Below are 23,662 nucleotides of genomic sequence, written 5' to 3'. Positions count from 1 at the left end.
CTAGCCGTTCAGGCCGCCGATCAGGCGCGCCAACAGGGCGTTCAGCGTCTTCTGGTCCTCAAGCGACAGGCCGGCCAGCGCCTCTCGCGCCGTGTCCTGATGGCTGGGCATGATCGTTTCGATCACGTCGAACCCTTTGTCTGTCAGGCGGACCAGGGTGGCGCGGCGGTCGCTCGGGTGCGGCCGGCGCTCGACAAGCCCCGCCTTTTCCAGCCGGTCGATGCGGGCGGTCATGCCGCCGGACGACATCATCGCCGCCTCGAACAGCGCCGTCGGGGTCAGCCCGTCTCGCTCGCTTGAGCGACGCAGCGTCGCCAGCACGTCGAACTCGCCATGCTGCAAGCCATAGCGTGCGAACAGCGGCGTCTGGCGCTCGCGGATCACCAGCTGCGACGCCTCGTTCAGGCGGCCCAGCACCTCCATCGGCAGCATGTCGAGGTCTGGACGTTGGATGGCCCATTGGGCGGCGGCGCGAGAGGCTCTGTCGGGCATGGTTATCTTGACATCGAGATACTTGAGGTCGAGAGACTAGCGCGATTTTCAGTGGGAGTCCTCATCATGACTGCACGACCTGACGCCGCGCCGATGCGTGGCGCGTCGCTGCTGTTGCTGGCGGCCATCGTCGCCCTGGCCCTGAACCTGCGTCCGGCGATGGCGGTCGTCGGGCCGCTGCTGGACCTGATCGAAACCGCGACGGGCATGGGTTCGACGGCGGCCAGCCTGCTGACCACCCTGCCCGTTCTGATGATCGGTCTGGGCGCCCTGTCGATCCGGCCGTTGCGTCGGCGGCTTGGCGAGCGGCGAGGCGTCTTGCTGGGCGCGCTGCTGATCGGCGGGGCCTGTCTTGTGCGGGCGGTGCTGAGCGATACGGCGGGCCTGATCGCCAGCGCGGCGGTCGTCGGGGTCGGCGTGGCGCTGATCCAGGCGCTGGCGCCGGTCGTCATCAAACGGGCCTTTCCAACCCGGTTCGGCACGGTCATGGCGCTCTACACCACCGGCATCATGGGCGGCGCGGCCATTGCGGCGGCGACGGCGGCGGGCCTGGCCGAGGCGGTCGGCTGGGCCGGGACGCTGGCGCTGTGGAGCGCGCCGGCCTTCGTCGCCGCGATCATCTGGCTGGCGGCGTCACGCGATCCGGCGGCCGAAGAGCCGAACCGCGCCGCCGTGGTCGAGGCGACGGACCCGGAGCTTCCCTTCTGGCGTCAGGGACGGGCCTGGCGGCTGATCCTGATTATGGGGCTGGGGACATCGGCCTATACGCTGGTGCTGGCCTGGCTGCCGCCCTTCTACATCGATCTGGGCCAGCCGAGGGCGACGGCGGGATATCTGCTCAGCGGCATGACCGGCGCCGAGGTCATGGCGGGGCTGCTGGTGTCGATGACCATCGGGCGGTTCCCGGATCGGCGCGGGCCGATCCTGACGGCGCTGGTCCTGGCCCTGCTTGGTCTGGTGGGACTGGTGGTCGCGCCGGTCAGCCTGGCGGTGCCGGTGGTGCTGGTCCTCGGCCTTGGGATCGGGGCCGTCTTTCCGCTTAGCCTGATCCTGGCGATGGATCAGATCGACGACCCTGCGCGGTCGGGCGACCTGCTCGCCTTCGTCCAGGGCGGCGGCTACATCATCGCCAGCCTGTCGCCGCTGGGCGCCGGTCTGCTGCGCGATCACATGGCCGACCTGACCCAGGCCTGGGTGCTGATGGGCGTCGGCGTGATCCTGCTGGGCGTGATGACGTTGGGATTCCGGCCCGGCCTGCCCAAGCTATGTTGAGCGACCCGGTCTCGGGGGGATCAGCCCGCGTCGCGCCAGGCCTTCAGGCTTTCCATCGCCCGGATGCTCATCAGACGCTTCTTGGCTCGGCCCCGTTCCTTGAGCGGAATCTTGACGCCGGCCTCGTCGACCTTGGGCGCTTCCAGCGGAGGCAGCAGGCCGTAGTTGATGTTCATCGGCTGGAACTTGGAGCCTTCCAGATGCCCGCCGGTGATGTGTTCGACCAGGGCGCCCATGGCGGTCTCGGGCGGCGGGGGCGACAGGTCGCGGCCCAGGGCCTGGGCGGCGGCGAGTCGGCCGGTCAGCAGGCCCATGGCGGCGCTTTCGACATAGCCCTCAACCCCTGTCACCTGACCGGCGAAGCGCAGGCGCGGCATGGCCTTGAGGCGCAGCTGACGGTCCAGCAGGTGCGGGCTGTTGAGATAGGTGTTGCGGTGCAGGCCGCCCAGACGCGCGAACTGGGCGTTCTGCAGGCCGGGGATCATGCGGAAGGTCTCGGCCTGCGCCCCGTGCTTCAGCTTGGTCTGGAAGCCGACCATGTTGAACAGGGTGCCCAGCGCATTGTCCTGGCGCAGCTGGACGATGGCGTAGGATTTGACCAGCGGGTCGCGCGGATTGGTCAGGCCGACGGGCTTCATCGGGCCGTGACGCAGGGTCTCGCGCCCCCGTTCGGCCATGACCTCGATGGGCAGGCAGCCGTCGAAATAGGGGACGTGCTCCCATTCCTTGAACTCGGCCTTGGGCCCGTTCACCAGAGCGTCGATGAAGGCCTCGTACTGCGCCTTGTCCATCGGGCAGTTGACGTAGGCGGCGGCGTCGCCGCCGGGGCCTTCCTTGTCGTAGCGCGACTGACGCCAGGCGATGTCGAAGTCGATCGAGTCCGCGTGTACGATGGGGGCGATGGCGTCGAAGAAGCTGAGGCTCTCCTCGCCGGTCGCCTTCAGGATGGCCTCGGCCAGGGCGGGCGAGGTCAGGGGGCCGGTGGCGACGATGACATTGTCCCAATCTTCCGGCGGCAGGCCGGCGATCTCTTCGCGCACGATGGTGATCAGGGGATGGGCCGACAGCTTTGCGGTCACGGCCTGGGAGAAGGCGTCGCGGTCCACGGCCAGGGCGCCGCCCGCCGGCACCTGATTGATGTCGCCGCAGGCCATGATGATCGAGTCGAGGGCGCGCATCTCGGCATGCAGCAGGCCCACGGCGTTGTGCTCCCAGTCGTCCGAGCGGAAGGAGTTGGAGCAGACCAACTCGGCCAAGCCATCGGTGTGGTGAGCGTCGGTCTTGACGCCGGGCACGCCGCGCATCTCGTGCAGGATGACGGGCACGCCGGCGTTGGCGATCTGCCAGGCGGCCTCGGAGCCGGCCAGGCCGCCGCCGATGACGTGGATGGGGGAAGAGGAAGAAGCGATCATCGCGGCCTTCTAGCGGGCGGGTGGCGCGGTGTCATGGTCCCCTGCTATATCCGCCGCCGGTAATCGGGGGCGAGATTTGGACGGGCATCGGGTTCTGCGACTGGGCGAGACGTTGCGGGCGACGGTCGATGCCCTGCCTCGCCTGTGGCGCGGGGCCTGGGGCGCGATCCTGCTGGCGGTTGTGGTCTGGAGCGCCAAGGCCTGGGCGGTCGGTGTCGGCGGCCTGATCTGGGCGCCGTTCGGCCTGGTCGCGACACTGGTGCTGGCCGGGGCGCTCGGCCGGATCGCCATTACGGAGGACTTGCCGCAGGCGCGGCGGCTGGGTCTGGGGCCAGCGGGTCTTCAGTTCGGCCGGCCGGAGCTGCGCCTGCTGGGCGCCGGCCTGCTGTGCGCGGTCTTCCTGGCCATGATCCTGTCGGTGGTCGCCCTGGCGCTGCTGGCCCTGTTCGGCATGGCCGAACTGAACGCCCAGGCCATCGCGCTGCGCCAGTGGAGCGCGGTCGGCCCGGTCTGGAAGTTGGCCTTGCTGGCGCTGGTGACGGTCTTCGCCCTGTTCGCCGTCGTGGCCTTTACGGTTCGGCTGTCCCTGTTCGCCCCGGCGACCATCGGGCGCGGCCATATGGTGTCGCTGCAAAGCATGAGCATCGCGCGCGGGGCCTTCTGGCCCCTGCTGGTCGGCCTGATCGTGATGTCGGCGCCCAAGATCGGCCTGGTGCTCCTGTGGGGCGCGGGGCTGCTGTCGGGGACGGCGGGCTGGGTGGTCTTTGCGGTCGTGCTGGCAGGCGTTCAGTTTCCGCTGAGCATGGCCCTCGTCGGTCGCGCCTATCGCCAGCTCGAATCCAGGACCGCAGTGGAAGGGAAGGCTTAAACCCTATCGCAGCCAGCCGGCGACCTGCGCCTCCGCTCGGCGGTCGCCTTCGTCCAGGTTCTCGATCACGCCAGGGTAGCGTTTTGCAAGGTCGCGACATCGTGCTTTCACGCGAACCAACGCTTGGGGCAGGCGGATTTCCATCTCGTCGCGGGGAAGATCGCGCTCTGAGGTCAGGTCGAGATCGGCCTGCTCGCGTTCGACGCCGTCGTCAAAGGCCATACGCCACTGGCCCCAATGCCAGCCGGCCTCGATGGCGCGCCCTAAGGAATCGTGCTCGATCTCGGACGCCCGTTCGGGACGCGTGTCGTATCCGATGTCCGCGCAAACCTGCAGAGCGGCGCTCATGCGCCCGATGCTGCGACCCTCATCGACGACTTCCGCCTCCGTGGTCATCAGTTGACCGATCAGCAGGATGATCACGGAGACGGACATCGCCTCAGACTGCTTCGAGGCTGTCTGAGACGGTGTAGGCGGCCTCGGTCTTGGCGGCGACCTCGTCCAGGGTGACGCCGTCGGCCAGTTCGACCAGTTCCAGGCCCGCACCATCCGGCTTGACGTCGAAGGTGGCCAGGTCGGTGATGATGCGGCTGACCACGCCCGTGCCGGTCAGGGGCAGGGTGCAGGATTTCAACACCTTGGACTGGCCGTGCTTGTTGGCGTGTTCCATGACCACGACCACGCGCTTGACGCCCGCGACCAGGTCCATGGCGCCGCCCATGCCCTTCACCAGCTTGCCCGGGATCATCCAGTTGGCGATGTCGCCGTTCTGGGCCACTTCCATGGCGCCCAGGATCGACAGGTTGATGTGGCCGCCGCGGATCATGGCGAAGCTGTCGGCGCTGCTGAAGTAGCTGCTTTCCGGGATCTCGGTGATCGTCTGTTTGCCGGCGTTGATCAGGTCAGGGTCCTCGTCGCCCTCATAGGGGAAGGGGCCCATGCCCAGCATGCCGTTCTCGGACTGCAGGGTCACGGTCATGCCGGCGGGGATGTAGTTGGCGACCAGGGTCGGGATGCCGATGCCCAGGTTCACGTAGAAGCCGTCCTGCAGCTCTTTCGCCGCGCGTTCGGCCAGTTGTTCGCGGGTGCGGGGCATCAGAAATCTGCCTTCTGAATGTGAGCAGGCCACTCAACTAGCGAGACGAAAAGGAGCGTGCGGCTGTGGTCCATTGATGGTGCGTGGACTACGTCGATCACGCGACCCAAGTGCCGAATGTCGTCGTCCTCGTCGTCTCGGAACTTGATGTGTTCGCCAACTGCGGGAATGCGTTCAAAATGGAAGTCGCCACCCGGAAATGCATCTGGATGTTCGGGATGTTCGGCTGGAACTACTTTGCAAATAAACATCACGCCGCCTCCTTCTGACGCACGGTGCGCTGTTCGATGCGCTTCTCGGACACGGTCTGGACCAGGCGGTCGACGTAGATGCCCGGCGTGTGGATGTGGTCGGGGTCGAGCGAGCCGACGGGGACGATCTCCTCGACCTCGACGACCGTGACCTTGCCGGCGGTGGCCATCATCGGGTTGAAGTTGCGGGCGGTCTTGCGGAAGATCAGGTTGCCGCGTTCGTCGGCCTTCCAGGCCTTGACGATGGACAGGTCGGCGATCAGGCCGGTCTCCATAACGTAGTCGCGGCCGTCGAAGTTGCGGACCTCCTTGCCCTCGGCGACCAGGGTGCCGACGCCGGTGGCGGTGAAGAAGGCGGGGATGCCGGCGCCGCCGGCGCGGATGCGCTCGGCCAGGGTGCCCTGGGGGTTGAACTCCAGCTCCAGCTCGCCGGCCAGATACTGGCGCTCGAACTCCTTGTTCTCGCCGACGTAGGACGAGATCATCTTGGCGATCTGGCGGGTGCCGAGCAGCTGGCCCAGGCCGAAGCCGTCGACGCCGGCGTTGTTGGAGATGACCGTCAGGCCTTTGACGCCGCTGTCGCGCAGGGCGGCGATCAAATTCTCGGGGATGCCGCACAGGCCGAAGCCGCCGGACATGACCGTCATGCCGTCGAAGGTCAGCCCCTCCAGCGCGGACGTGACGTCAGCGTAGATCTTTCCCATCGCTCTCCCTTTTTTCATTGCCTGATGAATATCGGCGCTTTGACCACGCCTAACGCGGGGGCAGGCGGGGGGCAAGTCGCGGCGTCGATCCGACGCGGCGATTTCAGACGGTCGACGCAAAAAACAGAGTCTAATTCGTCTAATTGGTCTGAAACGACGCCGAGCCGGCTTGGAAAAACAGGGTGCAAAGTGTGCACTTCGTCTGAAATCATGCAGGCTCGGACCTGATGTCGGCATCGTCGGCGCGTCGTTCAAGGGCGGATGCATCCGCCGAAGGCGGGGCGGCGTATTCCATGACAGCTGCACGCTGCGCCTGATCGCCAAGGACGTTTTCATGAACCTGACCAATGTCGCCATTCGCCAGCTTCAGGACGCGCCGTTTCCGGATTTCGTGACGCGGCCGGCGATCGACAGCCTGGTGACGGAGGCGAGGAAGCGGCTGGATCGTGACGGCCCCCACGACGAGGCGGCGTTCGCGCGCGAGATGGCCCAGCGCGCCATCGCCGAACACACCGATGCGGCGAACCAGCAGCATTACGAACTGCCGCCCGAGTTCTTCCAGCTGTGCCTGGGCAAGCGGTTGAAATACTCCTGCTGCCTTTACCCCACCGGGCGCGAGACGCTGGATCAGGCGGAAGAGGCGGCGCTGGCCGAGACCTGCGCCCATGCCGAACTGATGGACGGGCAGACGATCCTGGAGATGGGCTGCGGCTGGGGTTCGCTGTCGCTATGGATGGCCGAGAAATATCCCAATTCGAAGATCACGGCGGTGTCGAATAGTCACGGGCAGCGCGGCCACATTGAAGGTCAGGCGGCGGCGCGCGGCCTGACCAACCTGACCGTCATCACGCGCGACATGAACGCGTTTGAGACCGAACAACGCTTCGACCGCATCGTCTCGGTGGAGATGTTCGAGCATATGGCCAACTGGCGCGCCCTGCTGACCAAGGCGCGGGGGTGGCTGAAGGACGATGGGCGGATGTTCATCCACGTCTTCACCCACCGCGACGCCCCTTACCGTTTCGACCATACCGACAGCGGCGACTTCATCGCCCAGCATTTCTTCACCGGCGGGGTGATGCCCAGCCACGGTTTGATCCGGCAGTTCCCCGACCTGTTCGCCGTCGAGCAGGAATGGACCTGGAACGGCAGTCACTACGCCAAAACCGCGAACGACTGGTTGGCGAACATGGACCGGAACGCCGACCGGGTCGCGGTGTTGATGCGGGAGACCTATGGCGACGACGCCAGACTGTGGACCCGGCGCTGGCGGCGTTTCTACCTGGCGACCGCCGGTCTGTTCGGTAACGACGAGGGCCGCACCTGGGCGGTCGGCCACTATCGCCTGAAACCGGCCGCCTGAAACCCAAATGAGGACACCAGCATGATCAAATATGTCGCGGCATACCTCGGGGCGGGCCTGACGTTCGCCGCCATCGACTTCGTCTGGCTGACGACCATGACCGACCGGCTCTACAAGCCCGTGCTGGGACCGATCATGGCGGACAAGCCGGACATGAAGGCGGCGGTGGCCTTTTACCTGATCTCCATCGCGGGAACGGTCTTCCTGGCCATCGCGCCGGCCCTGAAGGAAGGGAACTGGACGCGGGCGGCGCTTAACGGGGCGGTCCTGGGCTTCGTCGCCTACGCCACCTACGACTTGACCAATCAGGCGACGCTGGCGGTGTGGCAGACCAAGTTGACAATCATCGACCTGATCTGGGGCACGACCCTGACCATGGTGTCGGCGACGGGCGGCTATTTCGCCGCGCGCTGGGCCGAGGGCCGTTTCGGCTGAACAGGGCGTCTGACGCCACGCTTGCGAACATGGTTATGCGTGTCTAAACATCGCCCCTGAGTTGAGCGCGGGGGCGGCAGTTGGGAGAAGGCGGTCACCGATTGCTGTCTGCGCGCGGCGTGGCCGACGCCGGCTGGCTGTATGGCGCCCATGTCGCCCGGTATGTCTCGCCGCTGTTGCTCTATCCGGTCCTGACCCGACGACTGGGGCTGGACGGGTTCGGGGTCTATGCGGCGGGGATCGCGCTGGCGCTGATCGTGGCGGTGGTCGTCGATTACGGGCTTTCGATCTCGGGTCCGCGCGACATCGCCGGGACGGTCGAGGGGCGGGGCGCCACCGTTGGTCAGGCGCTGGCGATGCGCGGCGTGCTCGCGGTGCCGGCCGTCGTGGTCGGCGTCGGTCTGGCGATGATCAATCCCGTTATGGACGGCGCAGACGTCGTCGCAGCGATGGCGATCCTGCTCGGGGTGGGCCAGGGCGCCAGTCTGTTGTGGTTCTTTCAGGGGATTCGCGATCCGGCGCCGGCGGCGATGCTGGAGGTCGGGTTCGCCCTGGCGGCGACGGTCGCAGTGCTGGCGTCACCATCCTTGTCCGTCGGCGGGGTGATGGCGGTTCAGGCGGCGGGCGTCTGGGCCGGGCTGGCAGCAGGCGCCGTGCTGCTTTTTCGACGTCATGAGATGACGGCGCCGGGGCGCGGGTTCGTGCGGCGGGCGCTGGTCGAGGGTGCGCCTCTGTTCGTCAGCCGGGCGGCAGTCGTCGCCTATACGGGCGCGGGCGTTCTGATGGTCGCGGCCCTGGCCGGGCCTGTTCAGGCGGCGCTTTACGGCGTGGCGGACCGGCTGGTTTCGGCGTCGGGATCGTTGATGCGGCCGCTGGCCGGACTGATCGCGCCCCGGATCGCCGGTCTGCTGGTCGAGGATGCGGGGGCGGCGTTTCGAACGGCGCGCTGGGTGTTGGGGCTGTCGCTGGCGGGGTTCGTTGTCTTGGCGGCGGGTCTGACGCTGGCGGCGCCGATCCTGGTGCGTCTGCTGTTCGGCGAGGGGTTCGCGCCGGCGGTCGAAGTGCTGAGGCTGCTGGCCTGGGTTCTGCCGTTGGTGGTGATCAGCCAGGTGCTGGGGCTGCATCTGATGACGCCGCTTCGCATGGACCGGCGGTTCGCCGTGATCGTGGGGGTGGGATGCGTCGCGACGTTGGGACCGGCGGTTCTGCTGACGCCGACGTATGGCGCCGTTGGCATGGCGTGGGCGCGGATCGTTGGTGAGACGGCGGTGGTCGTCGCCTGTCTGGTTTGCCTGAAGGCGCACTGGGCGTCGCTGTTCCAAGGCGGCGGGAGGCGTGATGTCCAGGCGGTATGACTGGCTGATCATCGGGGCGGGCTTCACCGGCGCAGTGGTCGCCGAGCGGCTGGCGCGCGGACTGGATCAGACCGTGTTGTTGATCGACCAGCGCGGTCATGTCGGCGGCAATGCCCATGACCGGCGCGACGAGGGCGGGCGGCTGATCCATCCCTATGGGCCGCATGTGTTCCACACCAACAGCGCGCGGATCTTCGACTATCTGAGCCAGTTCACGGCGTGGCGGCCCTATTTCCATCGGGTCCGGGGGCATGTGGACGGGCGGCTGGTCCCCGTGCCGTTCAATCTGGATTCGATGCGGCTGCTGTTTCCCGAACGGATGGCGGACCGGTTGTCGGACACGCTGGTGCAGAGGTTCGGGTTCGGCGCGCGGCCCAGCATCCATGACCTGAGGCAGGCGGCGGACGACGCGGATCTGAGGTTTCTGGCGGACTATGTGTTCGACAAGCTGTTCGCCAACTACACCGCCAAACAGTGGGGCGTGGCCGCCGACGCCCTAGACGCGTCGGTCCTGGCGCGCGTTCCGGTCGCGATCAGCAGGGACGACCGCTATTTCACCGACCGATACCAGGCCATGCCGCGCGACGGGTATGGGGCCCTGTTCGACCGCCTGCTGGACCACCCCAACATCCATGTGTCGCTGAGCACCGGCATGGATCAGGTCGAGGCGCAGACGTTGGACCGCATGGTCTATTGCGGTGCGCTGGACGACTATTTCGGGCGGTCGGCGGGGGTCTTGCCCTATCGCAGCGTGCGGTTCGAACATCAGGTCGTCGATGTGGAGGACGGCCTGCCGGTCGGGACCGTCAACTATCCCAACGAATTCGACTTCACCCGCATCACCGACTTTCGCCATCTGACCGGCGAGCGGGGCGCGACGACGGCGACCGTGACCGAATATCCGGTCGCGCATGAGGTCGGGGTGAACGCGCCCTATTATCCGGTCCTGTCAGAGGCCTCTCGCGGGTTGGCGGCGCAGTATCGGGCGATGGCGGCGACGCTGGCGGGCAAGGTCTGGTTCGCCGGGCGGCTGGCGGATTTTCAATATTACAACATGGACCAGGCGGTGGGTCGGGCGCTGAGCCTGGTCGAGAAATCACTGGCGCCGGCCGTGGCCAGGATGGCGGCGTGAAGCGTTCGGTCTGGGCCGTCGTGGTGACGTGGAACCGGCGTGCTCTGCTGGAACGCTGTCTGGCGCATCTGATCGCCCAGACGCGTCAGTGCGACGGGCTGGTCGTGATCGACAACGCCAGCGACGACGGCACGGCCGAGATGCTGGCCGATGCCTGGGCGGGCAAGGCGTTGGTGGTGCGGATGCCGGTCAATACCGGCGGTGCGGGCGGGTTCAACGCCGGAATCCGTGCGGCGGTCGAGGCCGGGGCGGACCGGGTCTGGTTGATGGACGACGACGTGCTGGCCGCGCCCGATGCGCTGGAGGCGCTGTTGCGCGCCGAGACGATGCTGGACGACGAGGACGTGACGCCGGCCTTTCTGTGTTCCAGCGTGCGCTCGCCGCAGGGGCATCTGACCAATACGCCGGAGATCGACCGACGGCGGAATGTGCTTGGCTATCCCAACTGGGGCGAGCGGCTGGAGCAGGGGTTGATCCCGGTGCGGCAGGCGACGTTCGTGTCGGTGCTGGTCAGCCGGGCGGCGGTGACGCGCCACGGCCTGCCGCTGGCGCCCATGTTCATCTGGGGCGACGATACCGAATATACGTTGCGGCTGTCGCGGGACGGGCCGGGGTATCTGGTCGCCGCCAGCTGCGTGGTGCATGTGCGCGCGGCGTCGGGGCATCTGACCATCGAGACCGAGGCCGATCCGGGGCGCGAGCGGCTTCATCGCTATCTGACCCGCAACGTCATCCTGGCCAAGCGGCGGCACGAGGGCCGGGGCTCGACCCTTCGCTATGTCGCGTCGCGTTTGCGGATCGCCGGCCGGTTGGCGTTGCGCGGGCGCTGGCGCAAGGCCGGGGTGCTGATGGCCGGCGTCGTGGACGGGGCGTGGTTCGATCCGAAGGTCGAGCATTGCACGCCGTCGTGAGCGGTCGACGAGGGGCGACGCCAAGGTGGTCACAGGTGGGTGCGGCCTATCAGCGGGCGGTGCTGGTCGTGTTGGGGCTGGGCGTGACGCTGCCGATCTTTCTGGCGCCGGGTCATGTCAGCGGGCCGCGGCTGGGGGATTTGGCGCTGCTGCTCGCCCTGCCGTTGGCGGTGATGGAATGGCGGCGGATGACGCCGGTTCTGAAGGCGGCCGGGCCGGTCGCGGCGGCGTTTCTAACGATCACTCTGTTGCTGCAAGCGTCGCAGGTCGGAGAGCGGCTGAACGCCGGGGACGGGGCGTTCTGGTTTCGGTGGATCGTCGCGGCCCTGGTGGCACCGGCGGCGGCGAGTTTGATCGTCAGGGACGAGCGACGGCGGCGGCTGTTCTTCGCCGCGATCCTGATCGGCGCGGCCTGTCATCTGGCGACCTATGGGCTGACGCTGCTGGTCGGGTTGGAGACGCTGCAGGGGATTGGGCTGGCGTCGCCGCGGGCGGTCGTCACCACGGTTGGCGCTCAAGTTCGGATCACGACCCTGGCCGAGCATCCGAACGCGGCCATGGCGATGATCGGACTGGCGGTTCCGGCGGGGGTGATCCTGGCGGGGCGGCGGTGGGTGGGGCGGCCGACGACGCTGGCGGGGTTCGGGCTGGCGATCCTGGGGTTCGTCAGCACCTTGTCGCGGGGCGGGATTGCGGCTGGCGTTCTTGCGGTTCTGGCTCGCATCGTCGTGGGATGGCGGTGGCGTGAGCGTATCAGGCCGCTGAGGGTAGTGCTGGCGGTCTGCTTACTGGCGGCCGGATTGCTGGCGCTACAGACCGGGCGTTTCGACGTCGATACCGGCCGGTTTGCAGGGCGGTTCGACCGGGCGACGCTTGAGGACAATCTGGCGGGGCGGATGCTGACCTGGGGGCGAACCGTCGATCTGGTGCTTGAACGGCCGATGGGGGCGGGCTGGTCGTCGGCGGACGAGATGGGGGCGTTTCGGGCGCTGTCGGTCAGCCACAACGGCTATCTGTTCATGGCGCGGACGGTGGGGGTGATCGCGGCCCTGGTCATGTTGGGGCTGCATCTGTGGTCGGCGGCGCGGTTGGACGCCCTGACGCCGCTGTCGGTCTATCTGCTGATGACCTTGTTCACTGAGGACCTGACGCAGGGCGCGGGGTTCGTCTTTCTGTCGTGTCTGGTGGCGGCGCTGGCGTGGCGAAGGCCGGTGGCGCCGTGAGGGTGCTGATCGTCAACACCCTGTATCCGCCGCATTATGTCGGGGGCGCTGAACGCAGCGTGGCGCAGTTGGCGCAGGGGCTGGTACGGGCGGGGGCCGATGTGTCGGTGCTGACGCTTAAGTCCGGACGGGAGGCTGTCGAGGCGGTGGCCGGGGGCGTTTCGGTGCATCGCCTGCCGTTGAACAATCTCTATTGGCCCTATGACGGAGAGCGCAGGTCGCCGGTTCGGCGCGCCGTGTGGCATGGGCTTGAGGCCGCCAATCCGTGGATGGATGAGGCGGTCGATCGGGTGGTGGAGCGGGTGCGGCCCGACCTGATCCATCTGCATCTGACGACGGGGTTTTCCTTGTCGGTCTATCGGGCGGCGGCGCGGCGGGACCTGCCGCTGGTGCAGACGTTGAGGGACTGGTCGATGACGTGCGCGCGGGCGTCGATGTTCCGGAGCGAACGGCGATGCGAGACGCGGTGTGGATCATGCGTGCTGCTGACGGCGGGCAAGCGGGCTCGCGCGCAGGCGGTGGATCATGTGATTGCACTGAGCCGGCCGGTGCTGGAGGCGCATCGGGCCGCCGGATATTTTCGGGACGCGGCGGCGTCGGTGATCGGCAATGCGGCGGCGCAGGCGGTGGTTTCGGCTCGGCCGTCGCTGGCGGACGATCCGGTTATGACGTTCGGTTTCATGGGGCGGGTCGAGCCGGAGAAGGGGATCGAAGTCCTGTTGCGCGCGGTGATGGGGCTGGAGGGCGACTGGCGGCTGAGAATCGCGGGGCGGGGCGAGGCCGCCTATGTGCAGCGGCTGAGGCGGACCTATGCCGATCCGCGCATCGTCTGGCTGGGACAGGTAGAGGCGGCGGACTTCTGGCCCACTGTGGATGTTCTGATCGCGCCGTCCGTCTGGGCCGAACCGTTCGGGCGGGTCGTGGTCGAGGCGGTGCAGCAGGGGCGGGGCGTGATTGCGTCACGCATCGGCGGTCTGCCCGAGGCGGCGAGCGGGGCGGGAGCGGCGGCCCTGGTGGAGCCGGGCGACGAGGGCGCGCTGGCGCGGGCCATGGGCGAGGTGCTGGCGACGCCGGAGCGTTGGCGGTTCGCCGGGGGCGGGACGCCAATGTGGACCGAAGCCTCCATCGTCGAGGCCCACAGGGCGATCTATCGCCAGGTGCTGGTCAGAAGGTCGTCCAGAATTTCGGCCGAGCGGGACCAAGAATAGCGTTCGGCGCGTCGCAGGCCAGCGTCGCGGCGAGCGGGGTCTGTTGCGGTCAAAAGGCGGGTCATATGACCGGCCAGGGTCGCGTCGTCGTGGGGGGCGAAATAGAGGGCGGCGTCGGCGCAGACCTCTCGCGTCGCGGCGATGTCCGAGGCGATTACGGGGCAACCGTGCACGAAGGCTTCCAGCTGAGGGATGCCGAAACCTTCATAGAGGCTGGGGAAGATGAGGCCGCGCGCGCTGCGGAGAAGGGCCGCAATCTCGGCGTCGGAACGCCGGCCGGCGAAGGTCAGGCGCGGGTCGGGCTGGATGGTTGGTTGATCGAAGATCGCGGGTGGACGCGCGCCGATCATGACCAGGCGAACGGTCGGGTCTGCGAGGTGGGCGAGGGCGCGGAGTGCGACGGCGAGGTTCTTGTTCGGCGTCAGATTGCCGAGGGCAACGAAATAGGGGTGGTCCGTCAGGTCGAGGCTGTCGATGACGGCGGGGTCCGGCGTGACGGCCCCGAGATGGTCGGCGCTGTTCGGGGCCACTGTGATGTCGGCGGGCGGCAGGTTCAGCACGGCCGCGAGCTCTCGGCGGGAGAAGTCGGACACGGTCGCCAGTCGAGCCTGGCGCGCCAGCAGTCGGCCGAGGATGCGGTGGAAGGCGGCGTAGCCGCGGCGGAAATGTTCGGGATGGCGGAAGACGGCGGCGTCATGGATGACGACGATCTGCCGGGGATGCAGAACGGGACCTGAGCCGCCCAGCGACAACAGGCGGCCGTGGCGCGCGGTCCAGGCCAGGGCGGTCTGTTCCCACAGGTGGCCGCGTCCGCCCGGCACGGTCTGGACGGGGAGGGTCGTGAGCTGAAGATCGTCGGCGCCGACGGGCGTGAGCAGGACCTAGCGGTCGGCGGCGTCGAGACGTCTGTCCAGGGCGCGGACGATCTCGCGGGCATAGCGTTGCACCCCGCTCATGGGCTGGGTCAGGAAGCGGCCGTTGATGAAGAGGGGCTCAGCCACCCAGGCGCCGCAGGGCGAAGGCGTCGCGGTAGATCTGGACCGTCTGTTCGGCCATGCGCGATACGCACAGGGCGGTCTTCGCAACAGGCAAGGGGATGACCCGGCTTTGGAGCGCGGCGCGCATCGCCTGGGCCAGATCGTCCGGCGCGGCGCCCTGGGGCAGGCGGTCAATGCGGGCGCCGGCCTGGATCAGGCAGGCGACGCCGCCGACATCGGTGGTCACGATCGGCAGGCCCAGGGCGGCGGCCTCGATCATGGCGTAGGCGCCGGCTTCATAGCGGCTGGTCATGGCGAACAGGTCGAAACCGGCCATCAGACATCGGGCGTCGCGGCCGCCCATTAGCCGGACGGCCTTGCCGCCCGCAGCCTCGACCGCCGGGGCCAGGTCGCCGTCGCCGATCAGGACGCCGACGACGCGCGGGTCGGCGGCGTTCGCCAGACGCACGGCCTGGGCGAAGCGGACGGGATCCTTCTGCGCGCAAAGCCGACCGACGAAACCGACCGCGAGGGCGTCGGCGGGCAGGTCCAGCGTGCGTCGAGCCGCCTGACGGTCCGTGGACGGCAGGGCGGCGAGGCCATTGGGGACGACGTGGAGGCGACGGGAAGCCAGGCCCCAGCGACGCGCAACGGCGGCTTCCTCTTCGGAGACCGCGATGACGGCGTCGCCGCCTGCTTGGGCCAGCAGGAACTCCGCGATGCCGGCGACGATCTTCGGCAGGCTGGGCGGACCCATCATGGGCAGGGCGTGGGGGGTGTAGATTCGTGCGGCGCCGGGCGCATTGGCAAGACGAACCAGGGCGCCGGCCTTGGCGCTATGGCCGTGCACGATCTCGAACGGGCCGAGACGCGCGATCAGGCGGTTGAGCGCCTGAAGGCAGGCGATGTCCCACGGACCGACGCCTCGCCGCATCGGCAGGCGTTCGAGGGCGTTTAGGGGAAGGGCGGCGATTTCGGTCTGAAACCAGGCCTCGGCGCGTCGCGGCGAGTAGATCAGCGAAACCTGATGGCCGCTCTGGATCAGGGCGCGGGCCAGATCGACCACGTGGCGCCCCGAGCCGCCGCCGGACGGCTCGATGACCAGAAGTATGCGCAAGGATGTCGTCCCCCGACGATGGCTCAGTCTCGCAACTGAAAGCCATCGCCGGGAAACGTCAAGATTGCAGTCTTAGTTGACCGTCGCCTTGACGATCTTGCCGGGCGCGCGCGGGGGCTCGCCCTTGGGCAGGGCGTCCACGTGTTCCATGCCGGATTCGACTTCACCCCAGACGGTGTACTGGCGGTCCAGGAAGGTGGCGTCGTCCAGGCAGATGAAGAACTGCGAGTTGGCGCTGTTGGGGTCGGACGTCCGGGCCATCGAGCAGACGCCGCGCTTGTGCGGCTCGGCCGAGAACTCGGCCTTCAGGTTCGGCTTCTTGGAGCCCGAGGTGCCGGTGCCGGTGGGATCGCCGCCCTGGGCCATGAAGCCGGGGATCACGCGGTGGAAGACGACGCCGTCATAGAAGCCTTCCGAGGCCAGTTCGGTGATGCGTTCGACGTGGCCGGGAGCCAGGTCCGAGCGCAGTTTGATGACCACGTCGCGGGCTTCGCCGTCGCCGGTGTCCAGGGTGAAGGTCAGGGTTTCGGCCATTTCGGTCGTCCTCTTGGGGGTTGATTTGAGGCGGGACATAGCCCGCAACGCCGGTCGGGGCTATGTGGGAACGATGAGCGAAGACGAAAAGCCCGCGAATCAAAAGTCTGGGGAACGCCGCCGCATGGTCAAACCGCCCACGGGCGGGACAGCCGCCGGGCGCGGCATGGGCACCAAGATGAAGACGGCCGACACCAAGTCCATGTCGAGCCAGCAATGGATCAAACGCCAACTGGCCGACAAATGGTCGGAGAAGGCGCGGGCCGAGGGCTGGCGCTCGCGCGCGGCTTTCAAGCTGATCGAGATCGACGACAAATTCCGGCTGATCAAGCGCGGCTCGAAGGTCATCGACCTGGGTGCGGCGCCCGGCGGCTGGATCCAGGTGGCGGTCAATCGCGGGGCGGGCGCGGTGGCGGGCGTGGACCTGCTGATGATCGAGCCGATTCCGGGTTCGACCCTGTTGCAGGCCGACTTCACCCATCCGGGCGTGGACCAGCAGCTGATCGACGCCATCGGCGGGGCGCCGGACCTGGTGCTGTCGGACATGGCGCACAATACGGTCGGCCACCGTCAGACGGACCACCTGAAAATCATCGCCCTGATCGAGATCGCCGCCGACTTCGCCATCCGCACCCTGAAGCCAGGCGGGAATTTCGTGTCCAAGAATTTCCAGGGCGGGGATGCCGGCGGCGTTCTGGCGCGGCTGCGCGAGGAGTTCGAGACGGTGAAATATGTCAAGCCGGAGTCGAGCCGGAAAAACAGCGCCGAGGTCTTCCTGGTGGCGCTGAACAAGCGCTGAGACTTCAGGCGGTCGCCGTGCTCTCGCGCGCCCGACGATCTTCGATCCTGGCCCAGATGCGGTCGTGCAGGGTGAAGAAGACGGTCTGAACCAGCGGTTCGATCATGCCGATGGCGAGGGCCGTGCGGATGTCGTTGGTCAGGGCGTAGGCGACCGTGACCGCGACGGCGAAGTGCATGACGCCATAGGTCACGGTCTTCAGCGCGACCTGTTTGAAGGAGCGGGGCAGGGCGTGGCTGTGGCCGCGATGACCGTGGGCGTCGTGCGAACGCTGCTGTTCCTCGGGCGACATGATGTCGAGGCGGGCGGTGAAGGCTTCCGTCGCCTCTTCGATGTTGGAGGCCATGCGTCGGCGCTCGACCTTGTGCCAGACGCGATCATGGACGGTGTAGGCGATGGTCTGGAAGATCGGCTCGACCATGCCGACGGCCAATGCGATGCGCCAATCCCGCGTGATGGCGAAGGCCACCAGGACGGCCACGACAAGGTGCATGACGCCGTAGCTGGCGATTTTCAGAGCCAGTTTGCGCGCGGTGCTGAGGATTACGCCGACCATGCAGGGAGAATGGTAATCGGCCCCGCCGGTTGCAAAGCAATAAAATCTATTGGGTCCATAAGCCGCAAGACCCTTGCCGTGGCCCCCCGCCGCCCGTTATACGCGGCCCGCAAAACGGAGACTCCCTATGGAGATACGCGAAGGACTGACCTTCGACGATGTTTTGCTCGAACCCGGCCCGTCCGAGTTCATGCCGGCGATGGTCGATGTCTCGACCCAGCTGACGCGCGACATCAGACTGAACATCCCGCTGCTGTCGTCTGCGATGGACACGGTGACGGAAAGCCGCCTGGCCATCGCCATGGCCCAGTCCGGCGGCCTGGGCGTGCTTCACCGCAACATGACCATCGAGGAGCAGGCCGATCAGGTCCGCGCCGTGAAGCGTTATGAAAGCGGCATGGTGGTCAATCCCGTGACCGTCGGTCCGCAGACGACCCTGGGCGAGGTCCGCGAGATCGTGGCGCGCAAGAAGATCACCGGCTTCCCGGTGGTCGATCCGGCGACCGGCAAGCTGGTCGGCATGCTGACCCACCGCGACATGCGGTTCGAGAGTGACCTGAACGTCACGGCCGCCTCGCTGATGACGACGGGCGACCTGATCACGGTGGGTGAGAGCGCGGGACGGGAAGAGGCGCGTCAGCTTCTGAAGACCCGCAAGATCGAGCGCGTGGTCGTGGTGGACGAGGATTATCGGGCCGTCGGCCTGATCACTATGAAGGACATCGAGAAGGCCCAGGCCTTCCCCCACGCGGCCAAGGACGACCAGGGTCGTCTTCTGGTCGGGGCGGCCTCGACGGTCGGCGACGCCGGCTATGAGCGGGCCATGGCCCTGGCCGAAGCGGGCTGCGACGTGGTGGTGATCGACACCGCCCACGGTCATTCGGCCTCGGTCGCCCAGGTGGTCGAGCGCATCAAGCGTGAGAACAATCGGCTGCAGATCATCGCCGGCAACGTCGCCACCTATGATGCGACGCGCGCCCTGATCGACGCGGGCGCGGATGCGGTGAAGGTCGGCATCGGTCCGGGCAGCATCTGCACCACCCGAATCGTGGCGGGCGTGGGCGTGCCGCAACTGACGGCCGTGATGGACTCCGCACGAGCCGCCAGGGGCACGGGCGCCTCGGTCATCGCCGATGGCGGCATCAAATATTCGGGCGACTTGGCCAAGGCCATCGCGGCCGGCGCGAACGTGGCCATGATGGGTTCGATGTTCGCCGGCACCGACGAAAGCCCCGGCGAGGTCTTCCTGTACCAGGGGCGCAGCTACAAGTCGTATCGCGGCATGGGTTCGGTCGGCGCCATGGCGCGCGGCTCGGCGGATCGCTACTTCCAGAAGGAAGTCTCGTCCGAGAAGCTGGTGCCCGAGGGCATCGAGGGCCAGACGCCGTATAAGGGGCCTATCAGCCCGGTCCTGCACCAGATGGTCGGGGGGCTGCGCGCCTCCATGGGCTATGTCGGCGCCGGGACAATCGCGGACTTCCAGGAGCGCGCGCGCTTTGTGCGCATCACCGGCGCGGGCCTGCGGGAGAGCCACGTCCACGACGTGATGATCACGCGCGAGGCGCCGAACTACAGACAGGGATAAGGGCCATGACGACCGAACTGACCTATCTGGCCCTGACGCTGATCCTGGCGCTGGTGCAGATCTTCCTGCCGGCCGGGGCGCGGACGGTCGAGTTCGGCTCGAAGTGGAATGCGGGTCCGCGCGACGAGACGCCGGCGGCGAAGAAGCCGCTGACCGGCCGTCTCGAACGTGCAGAGGCCAATCTGTTCGAGACCCTGCCGCTGTTCATCGGCGCCGTGCTGATCGCCCATGTGATCGGCGCGGCCGGTCCGCTGACCCTGTGGGGGACGGCGCTCTATTTCTGGGCGCGCGTCGTCTATGTGCCCCTTTACGCCTTTGGCGTTCCCTATGTCCGGTCGCTGGTCTGGGTGGTCTCGCTTGCGGGACTGGTCATGGTCCTGGCGTCCCTGTTTTTCCTGAAAGCCTGAATTGACCCCAGCCGCCCGCCTCGCCGCCGCCGCCTCCATTCTGGACTCCATGGCCCAGGGCCGCCAACCGGCCGAAACCGTCCTCAAGGCCTGGGGGGCCGCCAACCGATACGCCGGGTCCAAGGACCGACGCGCCATCGCCGATCATGTCTACAAGGTGCTGCGCGCGCGCGGCCGACTGTCGTGGATCATGGGCGGGCGCGAGGACGGCCGGGCCCTGGTTATCGGTTCGCTGCACGCCATCGACGGCCTGTCGCTGGAAGAGATCGAGGCTCTGCACTCGGGCGACGGTTATGGCCCGCGTCCGCTGTCGAAACAGGAGCGGAGCCGGATCACGGCCGGGCAGGGTGAAGTTCCGGGCTGGGTCGCGGCGGGTCTGCCGGAGTTCGTGGTCGAGGATTTCAAGGCCACCTTCGGCGACCGCTGGGCCGAGGAAGCCCACGCCCTGATGACGCCGCGCGCGCCCATCGACCTGCGAGTCAATGATGCGGCCGCTACGGTGGAAGAGGTCGAGGCCGAGCTGCGGGCCGCCGGGCTTGAGGTGTCTCGCACCCCCTGGTCCGTTCTGGGCCTGCGCGTGCCGTCGGAGCCGCCGCCCAACATCCAGGCGCTGGACGGATTCAAGGCCGGCAAGTTCGAGATCCAGGACGAGGGCAGCCAGGTCGTCTGCTGGCTGGCCGGGGCGCAACCCGGCACGACCGTCGTGGACTACTGCGCCGGCGGCGGCGGCAAGACCCTGGGTCTGGCCCAGGCCATGACGGGGCAGGGCAAGCTGATCGCCGCCGACGTCGTCAACAAGCGGCTGGAGAACATCCGTCCGCGCCTGAAACGCGCAGGCGTCGAGGCCGAGCTGGTGCTGATCGGCCAGAACGGTGGCGGGCTGGAAGCCGTCAACGGCCAGGCCGATCTGGTGTTTGTGGACGCTCCCTGTTCGGGTTCGGGCACCTGGCGCCGTCGCCCCGACGACGCCTGGCGTCTGACGGCCGAAGAGGTCGAAAAGGTGCATGCTCTTCAGGTGCGCATCCTGGGTCAGGCCGGCAAGCTGGTGAAGCCGGGCGGCCGTCTGGTCTATGTCACCTGTTCGATGCTGGCGCGCGAGAACGAGGCCAGCGCCTACGCCTTCGAGGCCGCGAATCCCGACTTCCGTCCGGTGCCCGTGGCCGATCTGCTGGCCGCGCCGCAACTGACCCAGGCCGCCCGCGCCAGGTTAGCCGAACTGGCGTCCGGCGCGCGTCTGCGCCTGTCGCCGGCCACGGCGGACACCGACGGCTTCTTCGCCGCCGTTTACGAGCGCACGGCATGATCCTGTCGCTGGTCCTTGCGCTGACCGCCGGCCCCATGGCGGTTCAGGATCGCTCGGATGCCTATTTCAGCTGTCAGTCACAGTCCAAGGGCGCGGGTTTGCAGGCCTGTCTCGACAACGCCCTGGCGAACGAGGATCGCTTCTTGAACGCCGCCTATCGTGCGGCGCGTCAGGGCCTGGACCGGGCCGAAGTGCTGCAACTGCGTGATCGCCAACGCGCCTGGATCCGGGCGCGCGACGCGGCCTGCGACAGCCGCGCGGCGGATCAGTCCGACCCGGCCTTGGCGAGGGCCGCCCGGAGCGACTGCCTGCTGACCTGGACGGCTGAGCGCAATCTCTGGCTTGAGAACACCTATCTGACGGGGTCGCGCAAGTGAGCCACGGCCTGCACCGGTTCGGACCCGTGTCCGTCCTGTGCGTCATGGCCGCGCCCGCCGAATATGGCCTGCATCTCCAAGCCCGAATCCAGCCCCTGATGACTGGCGTCGGTCCGGTCGAAGCGGCCATCGTCCTGACCGCCGCTCTGGCGCGCCTGGAGGCGGCGGGCGACCTGCCGGACCTGATCGTGTCGCTGGGGTCGTGCGGCTCGCGGTTGCTGGACCACGCCGCCGTCTATCAGGCCGCGTCGGTCACCTATCGCGATATGGACGCCAGCGCCCTGGGTTTCGCCAAGGGCGTGACGCCGCTGCTGGACCAGCCTGCGATCCTGCCGCTGCCGTGCCCCATCCCTGGCGTGCCGACCGCGACCCTGTCGACCGGGGCCAATGTCGTCTCCGGCGCCGCCTATGACGCCATCGAGGCCGAGATGGTGGACATGGAGACCTGGGCCCTGGTCCGGTCGGCCCAGACCTTCGGTGTGCCTCTGATCGCCCTGCGCGGCGTGTCGGACGGCCGTGCCGAGTTGAAGGCGCTGGAGGACTGGACCTCCACCCTGCACCATGTGAACGAGAACCTGGCCGCCGCCCTGGACCGTCTGATCGCCGTGCTGGAGGCCGACGGCCTCGCCGCGCTTGAAATTCCGGCCTTTGAAGGCCAAGACCCCGCGCAACTCTCCCCGGATTCGATCACGCCATGACCACCCCGCACGACCACCAGAAGGTCCTCATCGTCGACTTCGGCAGCCAAGTGACGCAGCTGATCGCGCGCCGCCTGCGCGAGGCCAGCGTCTATTGCGAGATCCATCCGTTCCAGAAGGCCGAGGCGGCTCTGGCGGCCATGAAGCCGGCGGCCATCATCCTGTCGGGCGGTCCCGAGAGCGTCCACGAAGAGGGCAGCCCCCGCGCTCCCCAGGCCGTGTTCGAGGCCGGCGTGCCGGTGCTGGGCATCTGCTACGGCGAGATGACCATGTGTGAACAGCTGGGCGGCAAGGTCGAGGGCGGCCACACCCGCGAGTTCGGCCGCGCTGAAATCAAGGTCGAGAAGGCCTCGCCCTTGCTGGCGGACCTGGCTCCGGTCGGCGAGGAGGAGACGGTCTGGATGAGCCACGGCGACAAGATCGTCGCCATCCCCGCGGGCTTCGACGTCGTCGCCTCCTCGGCCGGTTCGCCCTATGCGGTGATCGCCGACGAGACCCGCCGCTTCTACGGCGTGCAATTCCACCCCGAGGTGATGCACACCCCGCGCGGCCACCAGATGCTGAAGAACTTCACCCATGGCATCGCCGGGCTGAAGGGCGATTGGACCATGGCCGCCTATCGCGACGAGAAGATCGCCCAGATCCGCGAACAGGTCGGCTCGGCGAAGGTGATCTGCGGCCTGTCCGGCGGCGTCGATTCATCGGTCGCGGCCGTGCTGATCCACGAAGCCATCGGCGACCAGCTTACCTGCGTCTTCGTGGACACCGGCCTGCTGCGCAAGGATGAGGCGAAACAGGTCACGACCCTGTTCCGCGAGCACTACAACATCCCGCTGGTTCACGTTGATGCGTCGAAGGAATTCCTGGGTGAGCTGGCGGGCCAGTCGGACCCAGAGACCAAGCGCAAGATCATCGGCCGGGTCTTCATCGAGATCTTTGACCGCGAGGCTAACAAGATCGAGGGCGCCGAATTCCTGGCCCAGGGCACCCTCTATCCCGACGTGATCGAGAGCGTGTCCTCGTCCAGCGGCAAGGCCCATGTCATCAAAAGCCACCACAACGTCGGCGGCCTGCCCGACTATATGAAGCTGAAACTGGTCGAACCTTTACGCGAACTGTTCAAGGACGAGGTCCGGGCCCTGGGCCGCGAACTGGGCCTGACCGACGCTTTCGTAGGACGTCACCCCTTCCCCGGACCGGGCCTGGCCATCCGCATACCCGGCGAGATCACGCCCGACGCCGTCGAGACCCTGCAACAGGCCGACGCCATCTATCTGGACGAAATCCGCAAGGCCGGCCTGTACGACCAGATCTGGCAGGCCTTCGCCGTCCTGCTGCCGGTCAAGACCGTCGGCGTCATGGGCGACGCCCGCACCTACGAAAAGGTCCTGGCCCTGCGCGCCGTCTCCTCCACCGACGGCATGACCGCCGACTTCTACCAATTCCCCTGGGACGTCCTGGCCAAGACCGCGACCCGCATCATCAACGAAGTGCGCGGCGTGAACCGCGTGGTCTACGACGTGACGTCCAAGCCCCCTGGGACGATCGAGTGGGAGTGAGGGGTGAGCGGGCATGCGAATTAGGCCT

General features: G+C 67.6%; 26 protein-coding genes. 17 read left to right on the top strand and 9 right to left on the bottom strand.

The window, feature by feature from the left end:
• On the bottom strand, positions 1-492 hold the full coding sequence (locus ACK4MH_RS10210; RefSeq protein ID WP_409717714.1) for a MarR family winged helix-turn-helix transcriptional regulator: 492 nt from the start codon (positions 490-492) through the stop codon (positions 1-3).
• 66 nt (positions 493-558) lie between these two features.
• Between ACK4MH_RS10210 and ACK4MH_RS10205 the strand changes: the two genes are divergently transcribed.
• Entirely contained in the window at positions 559-1,764 is a 1,206-nt protein-coding gene (locus ACK4MH_RS10205) for an MFS transporter (RefSeq protein ID WP_409717711.1), read from the top strand.
• Between the two features lie 20 nt (positions 1,765-1,784).
• Here ACK4MH_RS10205 and trmFO read toward each other — a convergent pair whose 3' ends face one another.
• On the bottom strand, positions 1,785-3,176 hold the full coding sequence (gene trmFO, locus ACK4MH_RS10200; protein WP_409717708.1) for a methylenetetrahydrofolate--tRNA-(uracil(54)-C(5))-methyltransferase (FADH(2)-oxidizing) TrmFO: 1,392 nt from the start codon (positions 3,174-3,176) through the stop codon (positions 1,785-1,787).
• Positions 3,177-3,252: 76 nt separating this feature from the next.
• On the opposite strand from trmFO, the gene ACK4MH_RS10195 reads away from it, so the two are divergent.
• Positions 3,253-4,044 (top strand): hypothetical protein, encoded by a 792-nt coding sequence (locus ACK4MH_RS10195; RefSeq protein WP_409717705.1) that lies wholly within the window; start codon positions 3,253-3,255, stop codon positions 4,042-4,044.
• A 3-nt stretch (positions 4,045-4,047) separates the two neighbouring features.
• Here the strand turns inward: ACK4MH_RS10195 and ACK4MH_RS10190 are convergent, their stop codons facing one another.
• Complete coding sequence (locus tag ACK4MH_RS10190) at positions 4,048-4,467, bottom strand: hypothetical protein (RefSeq protein ID WP_409717702.1); 420 nt, start codon at positions 4,465-4,467, stop codon at positions 4,048-4,050.
• Between the two features lie 16 nt (positions 4,468-4,483).
• On the bottom strand, positions 4,484-5,140 hold the full coding sequence (locus ACK4MH_RS10185; protein ID WP_409717699.1) for a 3-oxoacid CoA-transferase subunit B: 657 nt from the start codon (positions 5,138-5,140) through the stop codon (positions 4,484-4,486).
• Positions 5,141-5,223: 83 nt separating this feature from the next.
• Between ACK4MH_RS10185 and ACK4MH_RS10180 the strand changes: the two genes are divergently transcribed.
• Positions 5,224-5,409 (top strand): hypothetical protein, encoded by a 186-nt coding sequence (locus ACK4MH_RS10180; protein ID WP_409717696.1) that lies wholly within the window; start codon positions 5,224-5,226, stop codon positions 5,407-5,409.
• On the opposite strand, the gene ACK4MH_RS10175 is transcribed toward ACK4MH_RS10180, so the two are convergent.
• Entirely contained in the window at positions 5,391-6,095 is a 705-nt protein-coding gene (locus ACK4MH_RS10175; RefSeq protein WP_409717693.1) for a CoA transferase subunit A, read from the bottom strand. The two genes, ACK4MH_RS10180 and ACK4MH_RS10175, sit on opposite strands and share 19 nt — an antisense overlap.
• A 334-nt stretch (positions 6,096-6,429) precedes the next feature.
• On the opposite strand from ACK4MH_RS10175, the gene ACK4MH_RS10170 reads away from it, so the two are divergent.
• From ACK4MH_RS10170 to ACK4MH_RS10140, 7 genes are all read left to right on the top strand, one after another.
• A complete protein-coding gene (locus ACK4MH_RS10170; RefSeq protein ID WP_409717690.1) occupies positions 6,430-7,458 on the top strand; it encodes an SAM-dependent methyltransferase in 1,029 nt (342 codons plus the stop codon).
• 21 nt (positions 7,459-7,479) lie between these two features.
• Positions 7,480-7,893: a DUF2177 family protein gene (locus tag ACK4MH_RS10165; RefSeq protein WP_409717687.1), complete on the top strand. Its 414-nt coding sequence runs from the start codon at positions 7,480-7,482 to the stop codon at positions 7,891-7,893.
• A 101-nt stretch (positions 7,894-7,994) separates the two neighbouring features.
• Entirely contained in the window at positions 7,995-9,248 is a 1,254-nt protein-coding gene (locus ACK4MH_RS10160; protein WP_409717684.1) for an oligosaccharide flippase family protein, read from the top strand.
• Positions 9,232-10,380, top strand: coding sequence for a UDP-galactopyranose mutase (gene glf / locus ACK4MH_RS10155; protein WP_409717681.1), 1,149 nt, complete (start codon positions 9,232-9,234; stop codon positions 10,378-10,380). Before ACK4MH_RS10160 ends, glf begins: the two co-directional genes overlap by 17 nt.
• Positions 10,377-11,291, top strand: coding sequence for a glycosyltransferase family 2 protein (locus tag ACK4MH_RS10150; protein WP_409717678.1), 915 nt, complete (start codon positions 10,377-10,379; stop codon positions 11,289-11,291). Before glf ends, ACK4MH_RS10150 begins: the two co-directional genes overlap by 4 nt.
• Before the next feature lie 35 nt (positions 11,292-11,326).
• Positions 11,327-12,514 (top strand): O-antigen ligase family protein, encoded by a 1,188-nt coding sequence (locus ACK4MH_RS10145; protein WP_409717675.1) that lies wholly within the window; start codon positions 11,327-11,329, stop codon positions 12,512-12,514.
• The gene (locus tag ACK4MH_RS10140; protein WP_409717672.1) at positions 12,490-13,722 is read left to right on the top strand and encodes a glycosyltransferase family 4 protein; all 1,233 of its coding nucleotides are present in this window, start codon (positions 12,490-12,492) and stop codon (positions 13,720-13,722) included. The genes ACK4MH_RS10145 and ACK4MH_RS10140 overlap by 25 nt, the downstream gene beginning before the upstream one ends.
• On the opposite strand, the gene ACK4MH_RS10135 is transcribed toward ACK4MH_RS10140, so the two are convergent.
• The 3 genes from ACK4MH_RS10135 to ACK4MH_RS10125 all read right to left on the bottom strand — a co-directional run bounded on the left by ACK4MH_RS10135 (position 13,662) and on the right by ACK4MH_RS10125 (position 16,350).
• On the bottom strand, positions 13,662-14,543 hold the full coding sequence (locus tag ACK4MH_RS10135; protein ID WP_409717669.1) for a glycosyltransferase family 4 protein: 882 nt from the start codon (positions 14,541-14,543) through the stop codon (positions 13,662-13,664). The two genes, ACK4MH_RS10140 and ACK4MH_RS10135, sit on opposite strands and share 61 nt — an antisense overlap.
• A gap of 172 nt (positions 14,544-14,715) precedes the next feature.
• Entirely contained in the window at positions 14,716-15,816 is a 1,101-nt protein-coding gene (locus tag ACK4MH_RS10130; protein WP_409717666.1) for a glycosyltransferase family 4 protein, read from the bottom strand.
• A 72-nt stretch (positions 15,817-15,888) separates the two neighbouring features.
• Positions 15,889-16,350, bottom strand: a complete 462-nt coding sequence (locus ACK4MH_RS10125; protein ID WP_409717663.1) for a peptidylprolyl isomerase — start codon at positions 16,348-16,350, stop codon at positions 15,889-15,891.
• Positions 16,351-16,423: 73 nt separating this feature from the next.
• Here ACK4MH_RS10125 and ACK4MH_RS10120 point away from each other — a divergent pair, with 73 nt between their 5' ends.
• On the top strand, positions 16,424-17,149 hold the full coding sequence (locus ACK4MH_RS10120) for an RlmE family RNA methyltransferase (RefSeq protein WP_409717660.1): 726 nt from the start codon (positions 16,424-16,426) through the stop codon (positions 17,147-17,149).
• A gap of 4 nt (positions 17,150-17,153) precedes the next feature.
• Here ACK4MH_RS10120 and ACK4MH_RS10115 read toward each other — a convergent pair whose 3' ends face one another.
• Entirely contained in the window at positions 17,154-17,705 is a 552-nt protein-coding gene (locus tag ACK4MH_RS10115; RefSeq protein ID WP_409717657.1) for a DUF2061 domain-containing protein, read from the bottom strand.
• Positions 17,706-17,832: 127 nt separating this feature from the next.
• Here ACK4MH_RS10115 and guaB point away from each other — a divergent pair, with 127 nt between their 5' ends.
• The 6 genes from guaB to guaA are packed head-to-tail and all read left to right on the top strand — an operon-like array spanning position 17,833 to position 23,634.
• Positions 17,833-19,290 (top strand): IMP dehydrogenase, encoded by a 1,458-nt coding sequence (guaB, locus tag ACK4MH_RS10110; RefSeq protein WP_409717654.1) that lies wholly within the window; start codon positions 17,833-17,835, stop codon positions 19,288-19,290.
• Positions 19,291-19,295: 5 nt separating this feature from the next.
• Positions 19,296-19,697, top strand: a complete 402-nt coding sequence (locus ACK4MH_RS10105; protein WP_409717651.1) for an MAPEG family protein — start codon at positions 19,296-19,298, stop codon at positions 19,695-19,697.
• A 1-nt stretch (position 19,698) separates the two neighbouring features.
• Positions 19,699-21,000, top strand: a complete 1,302-nt coding sequence (locus ACK4MH_RS10100) for an RsmB/NOP family class I SAM-dependent RNA methyltransferase (protein ID WP_409717647.1) — start codon at positions 19,699-19,701, stop codon at positions 20,998-21,000.
• Positions 20,997-21,377 carry a lysozyme inhibitor LprI family protein gene (locus ACK4MH_RS10095; protein ID WP_409717643.1) on the top strand — a complete coding sequence of 127 codons (381 nt, stop codon included), beginning with the start codon at positions 20,997-20,999 and terminating at the stop codon, positions 21,375-21,377. The genes ACK4MH_RS10100 and ACK4MH_RS10095 overlap by 4 nt, the downstream gene beginning before the upstream one ends.
• Positions 21,374-22,075: a 5'-methylthioadenosine/S-adenosylhomocysteine nucleosidase gene (locus tag ACK4MH_RS10090; RefSeq protein ID WP_409717640.1), complete on the top strand. Its 702-nt coding sequence runs from the start codon at positions 21,374-21,376 to the stop codon at positions 22,073-22,075. The genes ACK4MH_RS10095 and ACK4MH_RS10090 overlap by 4 nt, the downstream gene beginning before the upstream one ends.
• Positions 22,072-23,634: a glutamine-hydrolyzing GMP synthase gene (gene guaA, locus ACK4MH_RS10085; RefSeq protein WP_409717637.1), complete on the top strand. Its 1,563-nt coding sequence runs from the start codon at positions 22,072-22,074 to the stop codon at positions 23,632-23,634. The genes ACK4MH_RS10090 and guaA overlap by 4 nt, the downstream gene beginning before the upstream one ends.
• Positions 23,635-23,662: the final 28 nt, after the last annotated feature.

It is taken from the genome of Brevundimonas sp. (assembly GCF_046295075.1).
Classification (GTDB): domain Bacteria; phylum Pseudomonadota; class Alphaproteobacteria; order Caulobacterales; family Caulobacteraceae; genus Brevundimonas.
This window is presented reverse-complemented; position numbering and strand designations above follow the sequence as displayed.